This window comes from Saccharopolyspora shandongensis, assembly GCF_900106995.1.
GTDB lineage: Bacteria > Actinomycetota > Actinomycetes > Mycobacteriales > Pseudonocardiaceae > Saccharopolyspora > Saccharopolyspora shandongensis.
This window is the reverse complement of record NZ_FNOK01000005.1, coordinates 228058-249289: the sequence shown is the minus strand read 5'-3', so window position 1 is coordinate 249289 and position 21232 is coordinate 228058. Positions and strand designations below refer to the sequence as shown.

At 70.6% G+C, this 21232-nt stretch carries 19 protein-coding genes; 5 read left to right on the top strand and 14 right to left on the bottom strand.

Going from position 1 to position 21232, the window contains the following annotated elements:
• Window positions 1-499: 499 nt before the first annotated feature.
• The 3 genes from BLW84_RS07725 to BLW84_RS07715 form a co-directional block, all read right to left on the bottom strand.
• Window positions 500-1411, bottom strand: coding sequence for a D-isomer specific 2-hydroxyacid dehydrogenase family protein (locus BLW84_RS07725; RefSeq protein ID WP_093262870.1), 912 nt, complete (start codon window positions 1409-1411; stop codon window positions 500-502).
• Window positions 1412-1472: 61 nt separating this feature from the next.
• Window positions 1473-2069, bottom strand: a complete 597-nt coding sequence (locus tag BLW84_RS07720) for a bifunctional 4-hydroxy-2-oxoglutarate aldolase/2-dehydro-3-deoxy-phosphogluconate aldolase (RefSeq protein WP_245761001.1) — start codon at window positions 2067-2069, stop codon at window positions 1473-1475.
• Between the two features lie 2 nt (window positions 2070-2071).
• A complete protein-coding gene (locus BLW84_RS07715) occupies window positions 2072-3061 on the bottom strand; it encodes a sugar kinase (protein WP_093262868.1) in 990 nt (329 codons plus the stop codon).
• A gap of 176 nt (window positions 3062-3237) precedes the next feature.
• Between BLW84_RS07715 and BLW84_RS07710 the strand changes: the two genes are divergently transcribed.
• From BLW84_RS07710 to gdhA, 4 genes are all read left to right on the top strand, one after another.
• Window positions 3238-3783: a YbhB/YbcL family Raf kinase inhibitor-like protein gene (locus BLW84_RS07710; protein ID WP_093262865.1), complete on the top strand. Its 546-nt coding sequence runs from the start codon at window positions 3238-3240 to the stop codon at window positions 3781-3783.
• A gap of 169 nt (window positions 3784-3952) precedes the next feature.
• Complete coding sequence (locus BLW84_RS07705; RefSeq protein WP_177226340.1) at window positions 3953-4978, top strand: VanZ family protein; 1026 nt, start codon at window positions 3953-3955, stop codon at window positions 4976-4978.
• A gap of 14 nt (window positions 4979-4992) precedes the next feature.
• On the top strand, window positions 4993-6393 hold the full coding sequence (locus tag BLW84_RS07700; RefSeq protein WP_093262860.1) for a mycothione reductase: 1401 nt from the start codon (window positions 4993-4995) through the stop codon (window positions 6391-6393).
• A gap of 145 nt (window positions 6394-6538) precedes the next feature.
• Window positions 6539-7879 (top strand): NADP-specific glutamate dehydrogenase, encoded by a 1341-nt coding sequence (gene gdhA, locus BLW84_RS07695; RefSeq protein WP_093262858.1) that lies wholly within the window; start codon window positions 6539-6541, stop codon window positions 7877-7879.
• Window positions 7880-8150: 271 nt separating this feature from the next.
• Here the strand turns inward: gdhA and BLW84_RS07690 are convergent, their stop codons facing one another.
• Window positions 8151-9419, bottom strand: coding sequence for a CynX/NimT family MFS transporter (locus BLW84_RS07690; protein ID WP_245761000.1), 1269 nt, complete (start codon window positions 9417-9419; stop codon window positions 8151-8153).
• Between the two features lie 88 nt (window positions 9420-9507).
• Here BLW84_RS07690 and BLW84_RS07685 point away from each other — a divergent pair, with 88 nt between their 5' ends.
• The gene (locus BLW84_RS07685; RefSeq protein WP_218157225.1) at window positions 9508-10212 is read left to right on the top strand and encodes a FadR/GntR family transcriptional regulator; all 705 of its coding nucleotides are present in this window, start codon (window positions 9508-9510) and stop codon (window positions 10210-10212) included.
• Here BLW84_RS07685 and BLW84_RS07680 read toward each other — a convergent pair.
• From BLW84_RS07680 to dxr, 10 genes are all read right to left on the bottom strand, one after another.
• On the bottom strand, window positions 10188-10430 hold the full coding sequence (locus BLW84_RS07680) for a type II toxin-antitoxin system Phd/YefM family antitoxin (RefSeq protein WP_093262852.1): 243 nt from the start codon (window positions 10428-10430) through the stop codon (window positions 10188-10190). The genes BLW84_RS07685 and BLW84_RS07680 overlap by 25 nt on opposite strands.
• Window positions 10431-10469: 39 nt before the next feature.
• Entirely contained in the window at window positions 10470-11990 is a 1521-nt protein-coding gene (locus BLW84_RS07675; protein ID WP_093262850.1) for a cobyric acid synthase, read from the bottom strand.
• A gap of 525 nt (window positions 11991-12515) precedes the next feature.
• A complete protein-coding gene (gene map / locus BLW84_RS07670) occupies window positions 12516-13373 on the bottom strand; it encodes a type I methionyl aminopeptidase (protein WP_093262848.1) in 858 nt (285 codons plus the stop codon).
• 129 nt (window positions 13374-13502) lie between these two features.
• On the bottom strand, window positions 13503-13898 hold the full coding sequence (locus tag BLW84_RS07665) for a type II toxin-antitoxin system VapC family toxin (RefSeq protein WP_093262846.1): 396 nt from the start codon (window positions 13896-13898) through the stop codon (window positions 13503-13505).
• Window positions 13895-14167 (bottom strand): type II toxin-antitoxin system Phd/YefM family antitoxin, encoded by a 273-nt coding sequence (locus BLW84_RS07660; RefSeq protein WP_093262844.1) that lies wholly within the window; start codon window positions 14165-14167, stop codon window positions 13895-13897. The genes BLW84_RS07665 and BLW84_RS07660 overlap by 4 nt, the downstream gene beginning before the upstream one ends.
• A 56-nt stretch (window positions 14168-14223) precedes the next feature.
• Window positions 14224-16011: a penicillin-binding transpeptidase domain-containing protein gene (locus tag BLW84_RS07655; RefSeq protein ID WP_245760999.1), complete on the bottom strand. Its 1788-nt coding sequence runs from the start codon at window positions 16009-16011 to the stop codon at window positions 14224-14226.
• 175 nt (window positions 16012-16186) lie between these two features.
• Window positions 16187-17023, bottom strand: coding sequence for a GNAT family N-acetyltransferase (locus tag BLW84_RS07650; RefSeq protein ID WP_093263112.1), 837 nt, complete (start codon window positions 17021-17023; stop codon window positions 16187-16189).
• Between the two features lie 196 nt (window positions 17024-17219).
• Complete coding sequence (gene ispG / locus BLW84_RS07645) at window positions 17220-18374, bottom strand: flavodoxin-dependent (E)-4-hydroxy-3-methylbut-2-enyl-diphosphate synthase (RefSeq protein WP_093262840.1); 1155 nt, start codon at window positions 18372-18374, stop codon at window positions 17220-17222.
• A 305-nt stretch (window positions 18375-18679) separates the two neighbouring features.
• Window positions 18680-19963 (bottom strand): M50 family metallopeptidase, encoded by a 1284-nt coding sequence (locus BLW84_RS07640; RefSeq protein ID WP_093262838.1) that lies wholly within the window; start codon window positions 19961-19963, stop codon window positions 18680-18682.
• Window positions 19964-21205: a 1-deoxy-D-xylulose-5-phosphate reductoisomerase gene (gene dxr, locus BLW84_RS07635; RefSeq protein WP_093262836.1), complete on the bottom strand. Its 1242-nt coding sequence runs from the start codon at window positions 21203-21205 to the stop codon at window positions 19964-19966.
• Window positions 21206-21232: the final 27 nt, after the last annotated feature.

The following is a 21232-nucleotide window of genomic DNA, read 5'->3' as shown; positions in this document are numbered from 1 at the left end:
ACGTTGCCTCCTCCCCCGGAGCCATCGGCACGCCGTCGTTCGACCTGCCACCTCCGGCTCGACCAAGAGTGTCCATGAGAAAGAGGATCAGAACCCGTTTTTGGATACACCTGAGTTAAGCAAGGCAATCCGTTCGGGTGGAAAATCAGCCCATTTACCACCCGAACGGTTTAACCGGACTGTCCTAAAAGGACATCTGGTACGCAAGCGATGACCGTACCGGGAAGCGAGTAGTTCCACACTTCCGCGAAATGCAGTTCCCGACCCGCATTTCCAGATCCGGGCAAATCGCGCGAAGAGCATCGACGCATCCGAATACCCGATCAACCGCAGGATCAATCCACTGTGGCCGCCGAATCGAAAGCCGCCGGGTAGCCGGGCGTTCCGGAGCGACCATCCGCGCGCGAGGAGAAGTTCCCGATTGCCGGCCGAGCCGGAAACGCGGGAGCACCGGCCGCCGGAATGCGAAACTCCCGATTCCAGGCGAAATCGGAGAAGTTCAGTAGCCCGCGGTGAGGTCGATGACGCCGAGCAGCGGCTCGCCGGCGAGGCGCCGGCGGACGTTGTCCTCCACCCGCCGGGCCAGGGCCGGGATAAGCAAGGACTTCGGGTTGGCCGAGTGCGGCGAGATGAGCGCGCGCGGGTGCTGGAACAGCGGATGCCCGGCGGGCAGCGGTTCCGGGTCGGTCACGTCCAGCGCCGCGCCGCCGATGCTCTCCGCGTCCAGCGCCGCGACCAGCGCGTCGGTGTCGACCAGCGATCCGCGCGCGACGTTGACCAGCCACGCGTCGGACTTCATCCGGGACAGCGCGTCGGCGTCGATCAGCTTCGCCGTCTCGGCCGTCGCGGGCGCGGCCACCACGACGAAGTCCGACTCGGCCAGCAGCCGCCGCACCCCGGACGCGTCGTCGGCCGGGCAAGTCCAGGCCGCCCCGTCCACCGGCTTCCCGGAGCGGTTCACCGCCAGCACCCGGACGCCGAAGGGCCGCAGCAGCTCCATCAGCGCCCGGCCGATGCCGCCCGCACCGATGATGCCGACCGTGGCCCCGATGAGGCTGCGGATGCCGGCCGGTCGCGCCCACTGGTCCGCGCGCGCCACCGCGTGCAGCTGCCGCGCCCCGGCCAGCATCAGCCCGAGCGTGTGCTCGGCGACGGTCTCGGCGTAGGTGCCCACCGCGGAGGTGAAGGTGATCCCGTCGCGCAGCGCGCCGGAGGTCATCCAGGTCTCGATGCCGGCCGACGGGAGCTGCACCCATTCCAGGCCGGGGTGGTCCAACTCGGCGAACCGCTCGGGGCCGCTGCCGTACCAGACCAGCGCGGACGCCTCCGCCGCCGGGCCGATCTCGGCGCCCGCCGCTACGACGGCCGCCGTCAAATCCGGCGGGGCGATCGGACCAATGTGGACCTTCACGACGTCTCCATCCCGGCTCGGGTGCGGATCGGGTCGTTCCGGCGAGAACCGGAACGATCGCTCACGAGCTCTCGAGCAACTTCGCCAACGCGGGCAGCTGCTCGGCATCCTCCAGCGCCGAGCCGACCGCCACCACGGCGGCCCCGGCGGCGAGGAATTCCGGCGCGTTGCGCGCGTTCATCCCGCCGGTGGCCACCAGCCGCAACCCGGGGAACGGGCCGTGCATCGCCTTGAACCACCCGGTGCCCAGCTCGGCCGCCGGGAACGCCTTGACCCACGACAACCCGAGCCGCTGGGCGTGCTGGATCTCGCTGGGCGTGGCCACGCCGGGCAGGTGCGGCACGCCGAGCTCCGCGCTCAGCCGCACCACACCGGGGTCCAGTCCCGGCGCCACGGTGAACGCCGCGCCCAGCTCCTTGGCGGTGTGCGCCTGCTCCGTGCTCACCACGGTCCCGGCGCCCACCAGCCGGCCTCGCCGCGTCCCGGCCTCCACCGCCGCGCGCAGCGACGGCTCGGCGCGGGAGGTCTCGATCGGCACCTCGACCGCCTCGATGCCCAGGCCCCAGGCCCGTTCGGCCAGCTCGACGGTCCGCTGCGGGTCCATCCCGCGCAGGATCGCCATCACCGGGCCGGTGAAGAGCTCGTCGAAGAAACCCACGATCACTCCCCCTCTTTGGATGCAACACCGCCGCCGAAACTGAGGTTGCGCCACTGCTCCTCGTCGCAGCCCAGCCATTCCGCCACCGCGCCGCGATCCGGCAGCGGCATGTGGTCCTCGGTGCTGAGCAGGCTGTGCGCGGCCAGGATGTGCCCGAGCCGCAGGCAGCGGATGCCGTCCTCGCCGCGCAGCACGCCGGAGAGGTAGCCGGCGGCGAACGCGTCACCGGCGCCCACCGGCTCGACGACCTCGACCGTCGGGGCGGGCACGACCACCGTCTCGGTGCTCAGCGCGTAGGCGGCGTCGGCGCCGTCCTTGACCACGACGACGTCCGGCTCGTCCAGGAGTTTCCGCACGTCCTCGGCTGTTTCCACGCCCCAGAGGGTGGCCGCCTCGTCCAGGCCGACAAACACCACGTCGGCCAGCTGGGCGAGCTCGCGCAGCCGCGGACCGGCCTGCTCGACCGGCCACAGCGCCGGGCGGTAGTTGACGTCGAAGGTGATCCGGGCGCGGCGCTCGCGGGTCAGCAGCCGCCGGACGAGCCGGTCGCAGCCGTCGGACAGCGCCGGGGTGATGCCGCTGATGTGCAGCAGCCGGGGCGCGTCGAGCCGCTCGTCGGCCAGGAAGTTCTCGTCCATTGTGGACGCTGCCGAGCCCGCCCGGTAGTAGTAGACCTTGGTGCCACCGGGGCCCGGATCCTTGAAGTAGACGCCGGTCGGCGCGTCCGGGCGCACCTCCACCAGGCCGGTGTCCACCCCGGCGGCGGCGATGACCGCAAGCATCCGGCGGCCGAGGGGATCGTCGCCGACCCGGCTCGCCCAGCCGACGCGGTGGCCCAGCGCTGCCAGGTGGATGGCCACGTTGGACTCGGCGCCGCCGGCCGAGAGCGTGAACGTCCGCGCCTGCTCCAGGGAAACCGGGACGGCCGGGGCGACCAGCGACATCGTCTCCCCCAGGCACAGCACCTCGGGGTCGCTGCCGGACTCCGCCACCTTCGCCTCCTCGGGTCCGCGGCACTCGTCGCCGGACAGCTTAGCCGCTCGGCGCTGCGAAATACACATCCCCGTTGCATATCTTGCAACGCACTGGTTCCGGCTCGCGCGACGGCGGCCAACTAGGCTGGGAATCCGGTGATCACGCACACCCCCAGGAAAGGGAGGATGCTCGAATGAGCTTGGAGCGCCCGATCGATCCGGACCCGTACTCGCTGCTGCCCGCGGTTCCGGCGTTCACCGTCACCTCCGACGACGTGACCGACGGCCAGCCGATGGCGCAGGCCCACGCCTACGACGGCATGGGCGCCGACGGCGAGAACCGCTCGCCCCAGCTGCGCTGGACCGGTTTCCCGGAGACCACCAAGAGCTTCGTGGTGACCTGCTTCGACCCCGACGCGCCCATTCCCGGCGGCTTCTGGCACTGGACCCTGGTGGACGTGCCCGCCGACGTGACCGAGCTGGCCGCCGACGCGGGCAACCGCAACGGCCACGGCGTCCCGGCCGGGGCCTTCCACATCGCCAACGACCTCGGCGAGCACGCGTTCGCCGGCGCCGCCCCGCCGCCCGGCGACCGCCCGCACCGCTACTACTTCGTGGTGCACGCGGTCGACACCGAGAAGCTCGGCGTTGACGAGAAGGCGAGCCCGGCGGTGGTCAGCTTCAACCTGGCCTTCCACACCGTCGCGCGGGCCGTCCTCACCCCGACCTACCAGCACTGACGCGCGTTCGAGGCGGCCGCACAGCCGCCGGACCGACTTCGTGAAGGGCCGTGCCTCTCCCGGGAGGCGCGGCCCTTTCGCGTGCCCGGATCGCCCGATCGAGATGTATCTGAATCGGCACCTCGCTCCTCTTTATATGCGGGAGGTTTTCGGGAGTCAGGAGGCCGAGATGAGCGTGCTGCCGGGTTCGTTCGCCGCGCTGGCCGCCACCGGGGTGGCCGCGCTGCTGTTCGCGCCGTTCGTCGCCGGTGAGCACCGGCGGCACGGCGAGCTACGCATGGGCATCGCGCTGCAGCGCTTCGCCGTCCTGCTCTACGCCTTCGGGTTGCTCTCCTACGTGTTCCTGCCGTTCCCGTCCGGCGCGGCCTGCTTCGCGCCTCAGTGGCGACCGCTCGCCGGACTGGCCAGCCCCGCGATGCTGGCCCAGTTCGCGTGCAACGTCGCGCTCTTCGTCCCGCTGGGCGCTCTCGTGCGGGGCGGCCGGTCGGCCGCGGTGCTGACCGGGGCGGCGACATCGGTGCTGGTCGAGCTGACCCAGCTGACCGGGTTCTGGTTCGTCTTCCCCTGCCCGTACCGGGTTTTCGACGTGGACGACGTCATCGCCAACACCGCGGGCGCGCTGCTCGGCGGCCTGCTCGCGCCGCTGCGGCAGCGGCTGCCGACCGGCGCCAGCGGGCGCCCGGCGAAGCAGCCGCGCCCGGTCACCGCCGCCCGGCGGCTGCTGGGCATGTGCTGCGACGTCCTGGTGCTGTGGCTGCTCGGCGTGGCCTGCGCCCGGGCAGCGGACATCGCGCTGCGGCTCACCGGCACCGCCCCGACGCAGTGGTGGGAGGCGGTCGCGCTGTGGTTCGCCCCGGCGGCGTTGCTGCTGGGCACGATGTTGGTCGGGCACGGCACCTCGCTCGGCCAGCACGCGGTGATGCTGCGCGCCAGGGCGCCCAACGGCCGCCCTCCGCCGGCTGCCGCGCTGCTGCGGTGGGCCGCCGGCATCGGCGGGCTGGCCGTGCTGCAGGGCGTGACCGAGGGAACGTTCGGGGAACCTGGTGCCGTGGTCGGCGTGTTGTGGTGCGCCGCGCACGCCTGGGGTGTGACCAGAACCCGAGATCACCGCGGAATCACCGGGCTGGTCGCCGGGTTGGAGATGATCGACGCCCGAAGAAGCCACGGCGCGCCGGACCTGGCGCGCTCGATTTGAGGCAGGATGGACCAGTGCGGCATTTCGATCTAGTCATCATCGGTTCCGGCTCCGGAAACTCGATCCTCGACGACCGGTTCGCCGACTGGGACGTCGCCGTGGTCGAGAAGGGCATCGGCCCCAACGACGCCTACGGCGGCACCTGCCTGAACGTCGGCTGCATCCCGACGAAGATGTTCGTGCACACCGCCGACGTGGCCGAGGCCCCGGCGAACGGCGCGAAGCTCGGCGTCGACCTCGAACTGCGCGACGTGCGCTGGCGCGACATCCGGGACCGGATCTTCGGGCGGATCGACGAGATCTCCACCGGCGGCCGCCGGTACCGCGCCGAGGGCAGCCCGAACGTCACCCTCTACGAGGGCGTCGCCCGGTTCACCGGGGTCAAGCAGCTGACCGTGGAGACCGCCACCGGCCCGGAGACGATCACCGCGGACCGCTTCGTGGTGGCCGCCGGCGGCCGCCCGGCGATCCCGGACATCCCCGGCCTGGACCAGGTCGGCTACTACACCAGCGACACGGTGATGCGGCTCGACGAGCTGCCCGCCCGGATGATCGTCATGGGCACCGGCTTCGTGGGCGCGGAGTTCGCGCACGTGTTCAGCGCGCTGGGCGTCGACGTGACCATGATCGGCCGCTCCGGCCGGGTGCTGCGCGGCGAGGACACCGACATCTCCGAGCGGTTCACCGAACTCGCGGCCGCGCGCTGGGACCTGCGGCTGAACCGCAAGGAGATCTCGGTCGAGCGCGACGGCGATCTCGTCCGGCTGCACCTGGAGGGCCCGGAGGGCGCCGAGGTGGTGGAGGCCGAGGCGCTGCTCATCGCGATCGGGCGGGTGCCCAACTCCGACCTGCTGGACGCCGCCGCGGGCGGTCTGGAACTCACCGCCGACGGCAAGATCAAGGCCGACGCGACCCAGCTGACCTCGGTGGACGGCGTGTGGGCGATGGGCGACATCAGCTCGGAGTACGAGCTCAAGCACGTCGCCAACCACGAGATGCGCGTCGTCCAGCACAACCTGCTGCACCCGGACGAGCCGATCGAGTCCGACCACCGGTTCGTGCCGCACGCGGTGTTCTCCGCGCCGCAGATCGCCTCGGTCGGCCTCACCGAGCAGGAGGCGCAGCAGCGCGGCGTCGGCTACGTGACCTCGATCCAGGACTACGCGGGCATCGCCTACGGCTGGGCGATGGAGGACAAGACCGGTTTCGCCAAGCTCCTGGCGGATCCGGACACCGGACAGCTGCTCGGCGCGCACATCATCGGCCCGCAGGCGCCGACGCTGCTGCAGCCGCTGATCCAGGCGATGCAGTTCGGCCTGGACGCCCGGACGATGGCCCGCGGCCAGTACTGGATCCACCCCGGCATGCCGGAGCTCGTCGAGAACGCCCTGCTCAACCTGCCGCTGAAGGGATGATTGCGCCCGAATGTGTCGGGCGTCATCTTGAGTAGTTCCAGTTTAACGGGTCACCTTAGGAGGCTTGGGCTGCTCGCTGAAGCGCTCCCGCCATGGCGGAGCGGGCCGGGCGGCCCGGAACGTCATCGGACAAAGGAGTTTGACTGTGCTTCACGAACGCCTCGAACCGGTCTACGAGAACGTGGTCCAGCGCAACCGCGGCGAAGACGAGTTCCACCAGGCGGTCCGAGAAGTGCTGGAGAGCATCGGTCCGGTGATCGACAAGCATCCCGAGTACGCCGAGCAGAAGATCATCGAGCGGATCTGCGAGCCCGAGCGGCAGATCGTCTTCCGCGTGCCGTGGGAGGACGACCGCGGCGAGGTGCAGATCAACCGCGGTTTCCGGGTCGAGTTCAACAGCGCGCTCGGCCCGTACAAGGGCGGCCTGCGCTTCCACCCGTCGGTCTACCAGGGCATCGTGAAGTTCCTCGGCTTCGAGCAGATCTTCAAGAACGCCCTGACCGGGCAGCCCATCGGCGGCGGCAAGGGCGGCTCGGACTTCGACCCGAAGGGCCGCTCCGACCGGGAGGTCATGAGGTTCTGCCAGAGCTTCATGACCGAGCTGCACCGGCACATCGGCGAGTACACCGACGTGCCGGCCGGTGACATCGGCGTCGGCGGCCGCGAGATCGGTTACCTGTTCGGCCAGTACAAGCGGATCACCAACCGCTACGAATCCGGCGTGCTGACCGGCAAGCACCTGTCCTTCGGCGGCGCCCGCGTCCGCACCGAGGCCACCGGCTACGGCTGCGCGTTCTTCGTGCAGGAGATGCTGGCGGCCCGCGGCCAGTCGTTCGACGGCAAGCAGGTCGTGGTGTCGGGATCGGGCAACGTGGCCATCTACACGATGGCGAAGGTGCACCAGCTCGGCGGCACCGTGGTGGCCTGCTCGGACTCCTCCGGCTACGTCGTCGACGAGAAGGGCATCGACGTCGAGCTGATCAAGCAGATCAAGGAGGTCGAGCGCGGCCGCATCGCGACCTACGCCGAGCGCCGCCCGGGCGCGAAGTTCGTCGCGCAGCGCAGCGTCTGGGAAGTGCCGTGCGACGTGGCGATGCCGTCGGCGACCCAGAACGAGCTCACCGACGCCGACGCGGCCGCCCTGATCGCCAACGGCTGCATCGCGGTCGGCGAGGGCGCGAACATGCCCACCACGCCGGAGGCGGTGCGCAGCTTCCAGGAAGCCGGCGTCGCGTTCGGCCCGGGCAAGGCCGCCAACGCGGGCGGTGTGGCCACCTCGGCGCTGGAGATGCAGCAGAACGCGTCCCGCGACAGCTGGAGCTTCGAGTTCACCGAGAAGCGCCTCGAAGAGATCATGAAGGACGTGCACGCCCGCTGCTACGCCACGGCGGCGGAGTACGGCATGCCGGGCAACTACGTCGCGGGCGCGAACATCGCGGGTTTCACCAACGTGGCCGACGCGATGCTCCGGCTCGGCCTCGTCTGACCGAACGGGTGCGGCTGACCGGCGCGCCGAGGGGCGATGTACCGGCCAGCCGCGCGACCCGTTGCCGAAGGCCGGGGAACAACGGCAGCGAGCCGGGTCTCCCGGCGGCGCCGCGTTCCCGCGACACCACCCACTGACGATCGATGGTGTCAGGGCCGCCCTGCCCGCAGATCCGATTCGGCGCCGTTCACGCCATCGGCGCAGTCCACCAGACGCGAAGGGCGCCTTCGACCTGATCGGCCGAAGGCGCCCTTCGCGGAATCCCGGGGTGTCAGATGGTGCGGGGACGACCCGCGATGACGCCGAACACCGCCTGGATCGCGACGATCACCACGATCGCCAGCAGCGACGCCGACCAGGTGCCGGTCACGTCGTGCAGCACGCCGAACAGGAACGGCCCGAAGGACGCGATCAGGTAGCCGACGCTCTGCGACATCGCGGACAGCGACCCGGTGTCGGCGGCGTTGGCGGTCCGCAGCGAGATCAGCACCAGCGCCAGCGGGAACGCGCTCATCCCGATGCCGATCGCGAGCGCCCACACCACCGGCAGCGCCTGCGGCGACAGCAGCAGCCCGAGCAGTCCGGTGAGGGTCAGCACCGCGAGCCCGACGGCCCACCAGGACTGGCTGCGGGTCCGGGTCACCAGCGGCGGCAGGATCATGTTGATCGGCACGCCGACCAGCAGCAGCAACCCGAGCAGCATGCCCGCGGTCGTGCCGTCGATCCCGGCGCCCTTGAACACCTCGGGCATCCAGCCCATCACGACGTAGGCGACCAGCGACTGCAGGGCGAAGTAGACCGTGATCACCCACGCCAGCGGGCTGCGCATCAGCGAACGCCGCGGGCTCGTCGACGACGTGCCCGACACCTGCCGCGTCGAGGAACGGCGAGCCGTCGCCGGCACCCACACGCACACCGCGGCCAGCGCCACGACCGCCCAGGTCGCCAGCGACAGGCGCCAGCTGCCGGTGGTGGAGTTCAGGTACGGCGTGAGCGCCGAGCCGGTCGAGCCGCCCGCCGCCATCGCGGTGGTGTACAGCGCGGTGGCCATCCCGACGCGGGTCGGGAAGGACTCCTTGACCACGACCGGGATCAGCACGTTGCACATCGCGATCGCGGCGCAGACCAGCACGGTCCCGCCCAGCACCGTCCACGGGCCGTCGACGACGCGCAGCAGCATCGCGAGCGTCAGCACCGCCAGCGACGCGCCGATGACCTTGTTGATGCCCATCCGCCTCGCCAGCAGCGGAGCGCCGATGCCGGCGATCCCAAAGCACAGCGTCGGCACCGAAGTCACCACGCTCGCCCAGGTCGTGGAGGCGCCGAGCGAGTCGCGGACCTCACCGAGCACCGACGCCAGGCTCGTGACCGCCGGGCGCATGTTCGCCGCCGCGAGCGCCACGCCGGCGAGCAGCAGTCCCCCACCGGCGACGGCGACGTGCCGATTCGGGAAGACCGTCTCCGCGGCGCCCTGGTTCTCGGCGGAGAAGGCATCCGGATGACGTTCGGCGGCGAGTCGCGTGGCATTCTGGTCAGCCACTTGGTCGGGGACATGCTGGGGTCGTGACTTCGTAGACATCACGGCCTAGTATGTCAAACGTAGGATGTTTGGACGAAAGGACCTGTCAGTGCCTTTGGTCACTGCCAAGCGGACCGGACTGGTCGATCAGGTCATCGCCCAGATGCGCGAGCTCGTGGCGTCCGGGGAATGGCCGCTGGGCGAGAAGATCCCGCCCGAGACCGAGCTCGTGAACGCCCTCGGCGTCGGCCGCAACACCGTCCGCGAGGCGGTGCGCGCGCTCTCGCACGCCGGGCTGCTGGAAGTGCGGCAGGGCGACGGCACGTTCGTGCGCGCTACCAACGAGATCTCCGGGGCGGTGCGCAAGCTGTGCGGGCCCGAGCTGCGCCAGGTACTGGAGGTCCGGCGCGCACTGGAGGTGGAGGGCGCCCGGCTGGCCGCCGGGTCGCGCACCGACGAGGACCTGCGCGAGCTCACGGCCTGCCTGGACAGCCGGGACGCGGCGGTGCAGCGCCTGGACAGCGCGGACGTCATCGTCACCGACGCCGAGTTCCACCGGCTATTAGTGGCAGCCTCGCACAACCCGGTGCTGATCTCGCTCTACGAAGGGATCCGCGAGACGGTGGCCTCCAGCGTGGCGACCACCTTCAATCCCGAGATCCCACCGGAGCAGCACGTCTCGCACACCGAGCTGTTGGCAGCGGTGCGCGACGGCGATCCGCGCCGGGCGGCCGAAGAGGCAGGCGGCTTCCTCGACGAACTGCTCAGCCAGGTGGGTTCCGATCCGGGTCAGGCAGAGGAGTCCGGCCAGTAGTCGGTTCCGACGTCGAACGCGTCACCGGCGGCCGGGGCCACCCACGACGCCGCGATCACCCCGGCGGCGAAACCACCGCCGGTCGATCCGCCGCTCGCGGGCCGCAGCCACACCGACGGCGCGCCGAACCGGGTGATCACGATCGCCTCCCCCGATTCGGCGCGGTCGAGCAGCTCCACCAGCCGCTCGCGGGCTTCATCAACGGAAAACTCGGCCATGGCTACGACGTTACCCGGATCACAACCGATGACCCAGTTTCAATTGAAACTGTGGTGCACCACCGGGAGCCCGGCGGGTGCGCCGTCGTCGAGCAGTCGGCGCAGGGCGTCGGTGTCCAGGTGCTTCTCCACCAGGTCGCCGAGCAGGTCGAGCTGCCCGGCCCGGACCTCGGCGAAGACCGTGCCATCGGCCGGTTCGAAGCCGTCCCGTCCGGCGTGCCGGGCGGCCCAGCTCAGGAAGGCCCGGCGAAAGGCGTCGTTCTCGAACAGTCCGTGCCAGTGGGTGCCGAGCACGGACTCGACCACACCGCCCTCGACCTGCCCGTCGGGCAAGCTCACCAGCGGCGCGAGCTCGCCGCGGCGCACCGCGACGCCGTGGTGGATCTCGTAACCGTGGACGGGCTCGCCGAAGGCCTGGCCGTGCGGCCGCGCCAGCGTCTTGCGCGGCGCGAACTCGATCTCCAGGTCGAGCAGCCCCAGCCCGTCGACCGCGCCACTGCCGGATTCGACCTCGTCGACGATGCGCCGCGTCAGCATCTGGAAACCGCCGCAGATGCCGGCAACCGGCAGCCCGGCTCGGGCGTGCGCGCGGATCGCCTCGGCCAGGCCGCTGCGCCGCAGCCAGTCCAGGTCCGCGACCGTCGACTTCGAGCCGGGCAGCACGACCAGATCCGCGTCGGCCAGCCGCGACGGCTCGGTGACGAACCGGACCGCGACACCGGGTTCCGCCGCCAGCGCCTCCACGTCGGTGGCGTTGGAGATCCGCGGCAACCTCGGCACCGCGACCCGCAACCACTGCGCGCCCTTCGGCGGCGCCGGCCGACCGATCACACCATCGGCCACATAGGACAGTGAGTCCTCGGCGTCGAGCCACAGCTCCTCGGCCCACGGCAGCACGCCGTGCACCGGGCGGCCGGTCAGCGCGCGCAACTGGTCCAGGCCCGGTTCCAGCAACGCCGGGTCGCCGCGGAACTTGTTGATCAGGAATCCGGCGACCAGCGCCTGATCCGCCGCGTCCAGCAGCGCGAGGGTGCCGAAGAGCTGCGCGAACACGCCGCCGCGGTCGATGTCGCCGACCACCAGCACCGGCAGCCCGGCGGCCTGTGCGAGCCCCATGTTGGCGATGTCGTTGGCCCGCAGGTTGATCTCGGCCGGTGATCCGGCGCCCTCGCACACGACGTAGTCGTACTCGGCGCGCAGCCCCTCCAGCGTGGACACGACGGTGTCCAGCAGGGCGGCCTTGCGGGCGCGGTAGGACATCGCGGTCACCTCGCCGGCGACCCGCCCCAGCACCACGACCTGCGAACTGCGGTCACTGCCAGGCTTGAGCAGCACGGGGTTGAACCGCACCGAGGGCTCGACGCCGCAGGCGGCGGCCTGCACGGCCTGAGCCCGCCCGATCTCGCCGCCATCGGGCGTGACCACGGAGTTGTTGGACATGTTCTGCGCTTTGAAGGGCGCGACCCGAGCACCGCCGCGAGCCAGCCAGCGACAGATCCCGGCGGTGACCACGCTCTTCCCGGCATCGGAAGTGGTCCCGGCGATCAGCACCGCATTCACACGAAGTTCCTACCCCATCACCCGAGCTCGCCCAAAGGCACCACCGAACACCGGCGAAAACCAGCGGACCGAACGTCTCCCCAGATGAGTGCCCGTGAGTGCTTTTAGTCGCTATGACAACCAAAACTGCTCACGACCACCCACCTTCACAAACACAGGCACCGCCCAAGACACATCGGCGTCGATGCCTGGCACCTGACGCAGACAGGGCAGCCTGGGATTTCGCGCGAAATCGCCGACCAAACCAGACCAAACCAAAAGCCGATGCGGACAGCCGAAGGTGCGCATCGCGAACGCACAACCGCCGCCGCGACGCTCGAATCTCACGACTCATAGCCGCCGCAAGCGGCGCAGCCGCTTAGCCCACCCTCGCAACCCGCACCGCCGCGGGTTCTCAGAAGCCTTCTCGCGAGGACAGCCCCGACGCCGCGTATTGGTCATACGTAAGTCGGGGATCCCACAGCGAGAAGGCGTCTGAGGTTCCGCTACTCGCACCGCTACGCAGAACGAGCCTGGAACCCCAAATCAGGGCAGGGTCAGGATTTCGTTGCCGTCTTGGGTGATCAGGATGGTGTGCTCGAACTGGGCCGTCCAGCTCTTGTCCTTCGTCGTCACCGTCCAGCCATCGCTCCACATGTCGTACTCGTGGGTGCCGAGGGTGATCATCGGCTCGATGGTGAAGGTCATGCCCGGCTCCAGGACGGTCTGCACCGACGGCTCGTCGTAGTGCAGGATCACCAGTCCACTGTGGAACGCGCGGCCGATGCCGTGCCCGGTGAAGTCGCGGACCACGCCGTAGCCGAACCGCTTGGCGTAGGACTCGATGACCCGGCCGATCACGTTGAGCTGCCGCCCCGGCTTGGCCGCCTTGATGCCGCGCATCAGCGCCTCGTGGGTGCGCTCCACCAGCAAGCGCACCTCCTCCGAGACCTCGCCGGCCAGGAACGTCGCGTTGGTGTCGCCGTGGACGCCGCCGATGAAGCCGGTGACGTCGACGTTGACGATGTCGCCGTCCTCGATCACCGTCGAGTCCGGGATCCCGTGGCAGATCACCTCGTTCAGCGACGTGCAGGAGGACTTCGGGAAGCCCCGGTAGCCCAGCGTCGACGGGTACACGCCGTGGTCGCAGAAGAACTCGTGCACCACCGCGTCGACCTCGTCGGTGGTCGCGCCCGGCTGCACCGCCTTGCCCGCCTCGACCAGCGCCTGCGCGGCGAGCTTGCCCGCCACCCGCATCGCCTCGATGACCTCGGGCGGCTGCACGTACGGGTCGGTGCTGCGCTTGGGAGCCGGCTTGTCAACGTACTCGGGGCGCTCGATGTGCGCTGGGACTGGGCGACGCGGCGTCTGCACGCCTGGCTTCAACGGAGCTCGAACCGGCATGCCCCCCACTGTAACCGCGATGCCCGCCCGAACTCCGGGTGGCGGCCACGAGTGCACCATGCCCCGCCGGGCCGCGATTTCCGGTGAAATCGGCGTTCCGATTTCACCGGAGATCGCGGCGGACCGGCGTCAGCTCGCGCCCGGGGAGGCGGTGGTCATACCTGCCTCGGCGGCCGCCGCCAGCAGCCCCGGGTCGTAGGAGACGTAGGCGTGCAGGGCGTCCTTGATCTTGTAGGCGGAGGCCAGATGGATGGCGTCCACCGGGCCGACGTTGCAGCGCAGCTCGGTGGCCACGTCCAGCACGTCCTGCTTCACCGGCAGCTGGTCGATCTTGGACACGATGATCGACGCCAGGTCTTCGGCGGCCGGACCGACCTCGCGGAACGTGCGCAGCACGTCCACCTTCGACAACGCGCTGGTGACGCGGGGGTGCTCCCAGCGCTCGCGGACCCACTGGCTCAGCGCCTTGCTCTCCGGCTCGGGGGCGATCAGCTTGACCAGCGCGGAGGAATCGAAGTAGATCAAAACCGCTCCTGTTCACGCCTGCGCAGCAGCCGGTCGGAGACGTTCGGGGTCGGTGCTGCCGGCAACGGTTCGGGGAGCTCACCGCCTTCGCCGGGCACGAGCTCCCCGGCGGCGACGAGTTCGTCGTACAGGGCCTGGACACGCGTGGGCGGACTGAGCACCGCGACGGTGCGACCCCGATCGGTCACCAGGATCGATTCCCCGGCGGTGACCCGCTTCAGGTATCGACTGGCGTACTGCCGCAGCTCACGGACGCCGATCCGCTCCATGCGCTACAACGTAGCACCGCACTGACCCTAGGTGATCACCCGATCACGTGAAGCGATCAGACGCCCGACAGGAAGCGCTTCGCCGCCTCGACGGCCGGCCCCGACGAGCCCGCGTCCGTCACCAGCACCGCGAAGGCCAGGTCGCCGCGGTAGCCGACGAACCAGCCGTGCGAGTGGGTGCCGTCGCCGAACTGCGCGGTCCCGGTCTTGCCCCGGACGTCGCCGGAGCCGTTCAGCGCGGTCGCCGTCCCGCCGGTGACCACCTCGCGCATCATCTCGCGGAGCTGGTCGAGGGACTGCGGCGCGGGCGGCTGCGGGGTGGCGTCCGCCTTGGTCTGCGCGCCCCGGACCAGCGTCGGCACCGGCATCCGCCCCTCGGCGATCGACGAGGTCACCAGCGCCATGCCGAACGGGCTGGCCAGCACCGTGCCCTGCCCGATGCCGTTCTCCGCGCGCTGCACCGTGCTGCCGGCCGGCGGCACCTTGCCGGTGATGGTGGTCGCGCCGGCCATGTCGAAGTCCACGCCGAGGCCGAGCTGGTGCGCCGCGTCGGTCAGGGCCTCCCCGGGCATGTCGACCGCGAGCTGCGCGAACGACGTGTTGCAGGAGCGCGCGAAGGCCGTGCGCAGCGGCACCACGCCGAGGTCGAACTTCTTGTCGTTCGGCAGCGGCCGACCGTCGAACACCTTCTCCCCCGGGCATTCCACCGGGGTGTCGATGCCGACCTTCCCGGATCCCAGCGCGGCGGTCGCGGTCACCGTCTTGAACGTCGAACCCGGCGGGTACTGGCCGGACAGCGCCACCGGGCCCTGCGCGTCGGCGGGCGCGTTCTGCGCCACGGCGAGCACCTCGCCGGTGGACGGCTGCATGGCCACCAGCATCGCGGCCTGCGGAATCGGGTCCACCGCCTGCTCGGCGGCCCGCTGCGCGCGGTCGCCGAGGGTCACGTTGGTCGGCGCGACCGGCCGCTCGGCGACGCCGTGCAGCTCCGCGGCCTCCTGACCGGCCGCGTCGAGCGTCACGACGCGCCACCCGGCGTTCGCCTGGACCTGCTGATCGACGACGCGCGCCACGCCCGCGAGCACCTGCGTGCCGTACCCGCGCTCGGTGGTGACCAGCCGCGTCTGGGCCGGGAAGCGCACGCCCGGGAGGTCGTAGATCCGGGACTTGACCTGCTCGTAGTCGGCCTGCCGGAGCGTGACCACCGCGTAGGGCTGGCCCTGCGGCGTCTTCGCCACGCCGTCCAGGATGGACTGCTGGGTGATCTCGGGTTCGATGGTCTTCAGCGCGTTCGCCAGCGAGGCCGCGACGCCGGGCACGTCCCCGGCCTCCTGCGCGCTCAGGCTCACCGTGACCAGTTGCTCCGGCCCCATGAGCTGCTTGCCGTCGCGGTCCAGCACCGGCGCCGGGTCCGGCCGCTGCTCGCGGTAGGCGAGGGTCTGCCCGGGCGCCAGTTGCGGGTGGAGCACCGTCGGTGCCCAGCGGACCTTCCAGCCCTGTTCCTGCTCGACGAGCTTGAGCTCGTTCGAGTAGTTCCAGACCTTGCCCGCGCCGAAGTCCCAGGACATGTCGAACCGGGCGGTCGGCGTTCCCTGCGCGTCCTCGGTGACCTCGCGAACCGTCGCGTGCGCGGCCGTGGGCGCCAGGTTCCGCCGGGTCGCTTCGAGCGCCTGCCGGGCCTGGTCGGGGGCGTCGGTCTGATTCGCCGCACCGGCCGCGTCACCTGCCGCCACCGCGTTCACGAAGGATGCGGCGACGTCCTCTTCAGACGGTCCGGTGCTGCAAGCGGCCAGCGGCAGCAGCAGGAGTGCCGCCGCGCCGGCCAAGATCCGCGAGGAAACCATGTCCGCGAGTATGCCGAAATGACCCGAAACGTCCACACCCCTTTTCGGCCCGTTGCCCGTTCGGTCAACGCTCGCCGCACGGGGAGACCACGGTTTCGGTTGAAACCGGGGTCCGGCACCCGCGAGTGGCCTGCAGTTTCAATTGAAACCGCCGATCATCATCCACTGTGGACGCTCAGAGGAGGACCGTGCCGAAGGAGCCGACCTGCCGGAAACCGACCTTCTGGTACGCCACCCGGGCCGCCGTGTTGTAGCCGTTGACGTACAGGCTCGCCGTCCGGCCCAGGCCGCGCACCAGCCGGTCTGCGACCGCCGCCGTGCCCGCCGTGCCCAGCCCGGTGCTGCGCCGGTCCGGGTGCACCCAAACGCCCTGGATCTGCCCGACCGTGCGGGACAGCGCGCCGATCTCGGCCTTGAACACCACTTCGCCGCCCTCGAAGCGGGCGAACGCCCGGCCGCCGGCGATCAGGTCGGCGACCCGCGCCCGGTAGCTCGCCGCGCCGCCGTCGCTGGACGGGTCGACCCCGACTTCCTCGGTGAACATCGCGATCGCCGCGGGTAGGTAGCGGTCCAGCTCGTCCGGCCGGACCGGGCGCACCAGCGGGTCCGGGGCCACCCGCGGCGGCTCGGACAGCGCCATGAGCGGCTGATCGGCGCGCACCTCGCGCGCCGGGCCCCACTGCGCCGTGACCTCGCTCCAGAGTGCGAGCACCTGCTCGGCCGGGCCGACCAGCGACGAGCAGACGCGGCGCCGGCGCAGCGCGCGGTCGGCGAAGGCGCGCATCGCGGCCGGTCCGCCGCGCAGCGGGATCAGGTTCGCGCCCGAGAAGCACATCCCGGTGAGCTTGCCGCCGTACCCCCAGAGCTCACCGCCGAGGCGCAACGGGTGGATGCCGGCCTCCTCGACGCGCGCGGCCACCATGCAGGCCGCGACGGGGGCGGAATCCAGCACGGAACGGACCAGCACCGCGTCGCGTTCCTCCAACAGCCGGGCACCGGCGAGCTTCAGCACCTGCCAAGACTGCCAGAAACCCAGGGCGGTGAGCCCCACCGGCCGGTATACACCACACTGCCCCGAACCGGCACTCACCCGTTCGGAGTAGCCCGGTCGGTGGATCGCGGCGGATTCACCGCGGGCGCGGCACGTGAACGGCCGGAAAAGCGAAACCGGCCGCCCCCGAACCGGGGACGGCCGGCCGTGTGCAAGATCAGCTGACGGTGACGACCGGCGTGCCGGCCGCGTCGTCGGCGGGCTCCATGTCCTCGGCGATGCGCATGGCCTCCTCGATCAGGGTCTCGACGATCTGGTGCTCCGGCACCGTCTTGATCACCTCACCCTTGACGAAGATCTGGCCCTTGCCGTTGCCCGAGGCCACCCCGAGGTCGGCCTCCCGGGCCTCGCCCGGCCCGTTGACCACGCAGCCCATCACGGCGACCCGCAGCGGCACCTCCATGCCCTCGAGCCCGGCGGTGACCTCCTCGGCCAGCTTGTACACGTCGACCTGCGCCCGGCCGCACGACGGGCAGGACACGATCTCCAGCTTCCGCGGCCGCAGGTTCAGCGACTGCAGGATCTGGGTGCCGACCTTGATCTCCTCGACCGGCGGCGCCGACAGCGACACCCGGATGGTGTCGCCGATGCCCTGCCGCAGCAGCGCGCCGAAGGCGACCGCGGACTTGATCGTGCCCTGGAACGCCGGGCCCGCCTCGGTGACGCCGAGGTGCAGCGGGTAATCGCACTGCTCGGCGAGGATCTCGTAGGCGCGCACCATCACGACCGGGTCGTTGTGCTTCACCGAGATCTTCAGGTCGTGGAAGTCGTGCTCGGCGAACAGGCTCGCCTCCCACAGCGCCGACTCGGCCAGCGCCTCCGGGGTCGCCTTGCCGTACTTCTGCATCAGCCGCGGGTCCAGCGAACCGGCGTTGACGCCGATCCGGATCGGCGTGCCGTGGTCCCTGGCGGCCTGCGCGATCTCCTTGACCTTGTCGTCGAACTTCTTGATGTTGCCCGGGTTGACGCGCACCGCGGCGCAACCGGCCTCGATCGCCGCGAACACGTACTTCGGCTGGAAGTGGATGTCGGCGATGACCGGGATCTGCGACTTCTTCGCGATGGCGGGCAGCGCCTCCGCATCGTCCGCGCTGGGGCAGGCCACCCGGACGATGTCGCAGCCCGCGGCGGTCAGCTCGGCGATCTGCTGCAGCGTGGCGTTGACGTCCGCGGTGACGGTCGTGGTCATGCTCTGCACGGAGATGGGCGATTCACTGCCCACTCCGACCGGCCCGACCTGCAACTGCCGGGTCTTGCGCCGTTCCGCGAGCACCGGAGCCGGGGCCGCGGGCATGCCCAGATCGACGGTCATCGATTCCTCTCCACCTCTTCTGGAGTTCTTCGGACGACTTGCGCCGCCCGCGTTCCACGATACCGGCGGCACTTCATCCGGCTGGATGTCGCCATGGTCGACCGAATCACGTTCGGTGATCATCAGCGCCGGTTCACGTCTCGTTCGAGCGAGCGTCGCATACCCGTCACCACTCGATCCGGATATCGGGCGCGACGCACGCCGAAGTCCGTTCGACCACGCCGACGCGGGTTCCGCTTCCCCGCAGCCGCTCGGCCGCGCGGGTGAAACCCCACCTCGCCGCTGCCGATTTCGCGCGAAATCGCTCAGAACAGCTTCACCGGGTTCACCACGTCGGCGACCAGGACCAGCAGCGAGTACGCGATGAAGATCAGGCTCACCCCGTACGCCAGCGGCATCAGCCGCGCCGTGTCGAACGGACCCGGGTCGGGCCGGCGCACCAGCTTGGCGAACTTGCGGCGGATGCCCTCCCAGATCGCACCCACGGCGTGGCCACCGTCCAGCGGCAGGATCGGCAGCATGTTGAACACGAACAGCGACAGGTTCACGCCCGCGAGCAGGTTGAACATCATGATGATCCGGGCGTCCACGCCGAAGTCGTCCGAGGCCAGCACCTCGCCGCCGAGCCGGCTCGCGCCGACGATGCCCACCGGCGAGTCCTGGTGCCGTTCGCCGCCGAAGATCGCGGCGACCAGGTCGGGGACCCGCTGCGGCAGCTCGACGACCTTCTGCGCGGTGAGGCTCACGAAACCGCCGATGGTGCTCGCCACGCCGCCGATGTCCTGCTTCACCAGCACCGATGTCGGGGTCAGGCCCAGGAAGCCGACCTTCTCGTACTCGCTGGTCGAGTTCAGCTTCGGCCGGTCGGTCTGCATCAGGTCAGCCTGGAGCGGAACCCGCTGGCCGCCGCGGTCGACGACCACCGGCACCGAACCGCTGGACGCGCGGATCGCCAGCTGCAGCTCGTCCCACGAGGCGTAGGGCTTGCCGTTGAACTCCACGATCCGGTCGCCGACCTGGAACCCCGCCGCCGCGGCCGGCGACTTCGGGGCGTCGGCCGGGCAGACCTCGGTGTTCGGCGCGGTGGCGGGCAGCACGCACGCGCTGATGTTGGCGACCGTGGTCGTCGGGGTCGCGATGCCGTGGCCCATCAGGATCGCTGTGAAGATGCCGACCGCCAGGATGAGGTTCATGAACGGCCCGGCCATCATCACCACGACCCGCTTCCACGGGCTGCGCTGGTAGAACTGCTTGTGCGCGTCCTCCGGGGTGATCTCCTCGGCGGACATCTGGCGGGCGTCCTCGATCATCGCCCGCCACGGCGCGGTCGACGTGGTGCGGCCGTACTTCTCGTCCTTCTTCGGCGGGAACATGCCGATCATCCGGATGTAGCCGCCGAACGGGATGAGCTTCAGGCCGTACTCGGTGTCGCCCTTCTTGCGGGACCAGATGGTGCGGCCGAAGCCGACCATGTACTGGGTGACCTTGATCCCGAACATCTTCGCGGCCGCCAGGTGCCCCAGCTCGTGCCACGCGATGGAGAACAACAGCCCCAGGAAGAAGATCAGGATGCCAACGACGACCAGCATCTACTCCGCCTTCCCGACGAGCTCGCGAGCCCGAGTCCGTGCCCAGTCCTCGGCCGCGAAGACCTCGTCCAAGCCCGCCGGATCGCTGCGCCACTGGTCGGCGCCGGCGAGCACGTCACCCACAGTTTGCACGATCGCGGTGAACCCGAGGCGGCCCTCGACGAACGCCGCCAGCGCCTCCTCGTTCGCCGCGTTGTAGATCGCGGGCAGGCAGCCGCCGCCGGAGCCCGCCGCGCGGGCCAGCTCGACGGCCGGGAACGCCTCGTCGTCGACCGGCTCGAAGGTCCACTCCTGGGCCTTCTCGAAGGTCAGCGCCGGGGCGGCCTTGGGCACCCGGCGCGGCCAGTCCAGGCTCAGCGCGATCGGGATCCGCATGTTCGGCGGGCTGGCCTGCGCGATCGTGGAACCGTCGACGAAGGTGACCATCGAGTGCACGATCGACTGCGGGTGCACGACGACGTCGATGCGGTCGAAGCCGATGCCGAACAGCAGGTGCGCCTCGATCAGCTCCAGGCCCTTGTTCACCAGCGTGGCGGAGTTGATCGTGACGACGCTGCCCATCGACCAGGTCGGGTGGGCCAGCGCCTGCTCCACGGTGACGTCGACGAGCTCGTCGCGCTTGCGGCCGCGGAACGGCCCGCCGGAGGCCGTCAGCACCAGCCGCTCCACCTCGTCGGCGCGCCCGCCGAACAGGCACTGCGCCAGCGCCGAATGCTCGGAGTCCACCGGCACGATCTGGCCGGGCGCGGCCCGGTCGAGCACCAGCGGGCCGCCGGCGATCAGCGACTCCTTGTTGGCCAGGGCCAGCGTCGCGCCGGTGGCCAGCGCGGCCAGCGTCGGCTTGAGGCCGCGCGAGCCGTCGACGCCGTTGAGCACCACGTCGGCCGGGGCGGATTCGATGAGGTCGGTGACGGCGTCCGGGCCGGCTAGCAGCCTTGGCAGCCGGAACTCGCCGGCCGCGTAGCCGCGCTGCTGAGCCTCGGCGTAGAGGGCGAGCTGGACGTCCTCGACTGCGGTGCCCTTGGCGACCGCGACGACCGGGACGTCGAACTCCAGCGCCTGCGCCGCCAGGGCCTGCGGGTCGCTGCCGCCCGCGGCCAGCCCGGCGACCCGGAACCGGTCGGGGTTGTGCCGGATCACGTCCAGGGCCTGGGTTCCGATGGAACCGGTCGAGCCGAGCACCAGGACGGTGCGGGGACCCGGTTCGCTGGGTGCGCTCTGATTCGGGGTGTCGGCGTGCATCGTCGCCCATTGTCCCCGAAGAAGGTG

What these genes read in the sequence shown, in the direction of transcription:
- BLW84_RS07710 (WP_093262865.1), top strand. Translation starts at nt 3,238, where the DNA reads ATGAGCTTGGAGCGCCCGATCGATCCGGACCCGTACTCGCTGCTGCCC.
- BLW84_RS07705 (WP_177226340.1), top strand. Translation starts at nt 3,953, where the DNA reads ATGAGCGTGCTGCCGGGTTCGTTCGCCGCGCTGGCCGCCACCGGGGTG.
- BLW84_RS07680 (WP_093262852.1), bottom strand. Translation starts at nt 10,430, where the DNA reads ATGGCCGAGTTTTCCGTTGATGAAGCCCGCGAGCGGCTGGTGGAGCTG.
- map (WP_093262848.1), bottom strand. Translation starts at nt 13,373, where the DNA reads ATGCCGGTTCGAGCTCCGTTGAAGCCAGGCGTGCAGACGCCGCGTCGC.
- BLW84_RS07660 (WP_093262844.1), bottom strand. Translation starts at nt 14,167, where the DNA reads ATGGAGCGGATCGGCGTCCGTGAGCTGCGGCAGTACGCCAGTCGATAC.
- BLW84_RS07655 (WP_245760999.1), bottom strand. Translation starts at nt 16,011, where the DNA reads ATGGTTTCCTCGCGGATCTTGGCCGGCGCGGCGGCACTCCTGCTGCTG.
- ispG (WP_093262840.1), bottom strand. Translation starts at nt 18,374, where the DNA reads ATGACCGTCGATCTGGGCATGCCCGCGGCCCCGGCTCCGGTGCTCGCG.
- BLW84_RS07640 (WP_093262838.1), bottom strand. Translation starts at nt 19,963, where the DNA reads ATGCTGGTCGTCGTTGGCATCCTGATCTTCTTCCTGGGGCTGTTGTTC.
- dxr (WP_093262836.1), bottom strand. Translation starts at nt 21,205, where the DNA reads ATGCACGCCGACACCCCGAATCAGAGCGCACCCAGCGAACCGGGTCCC.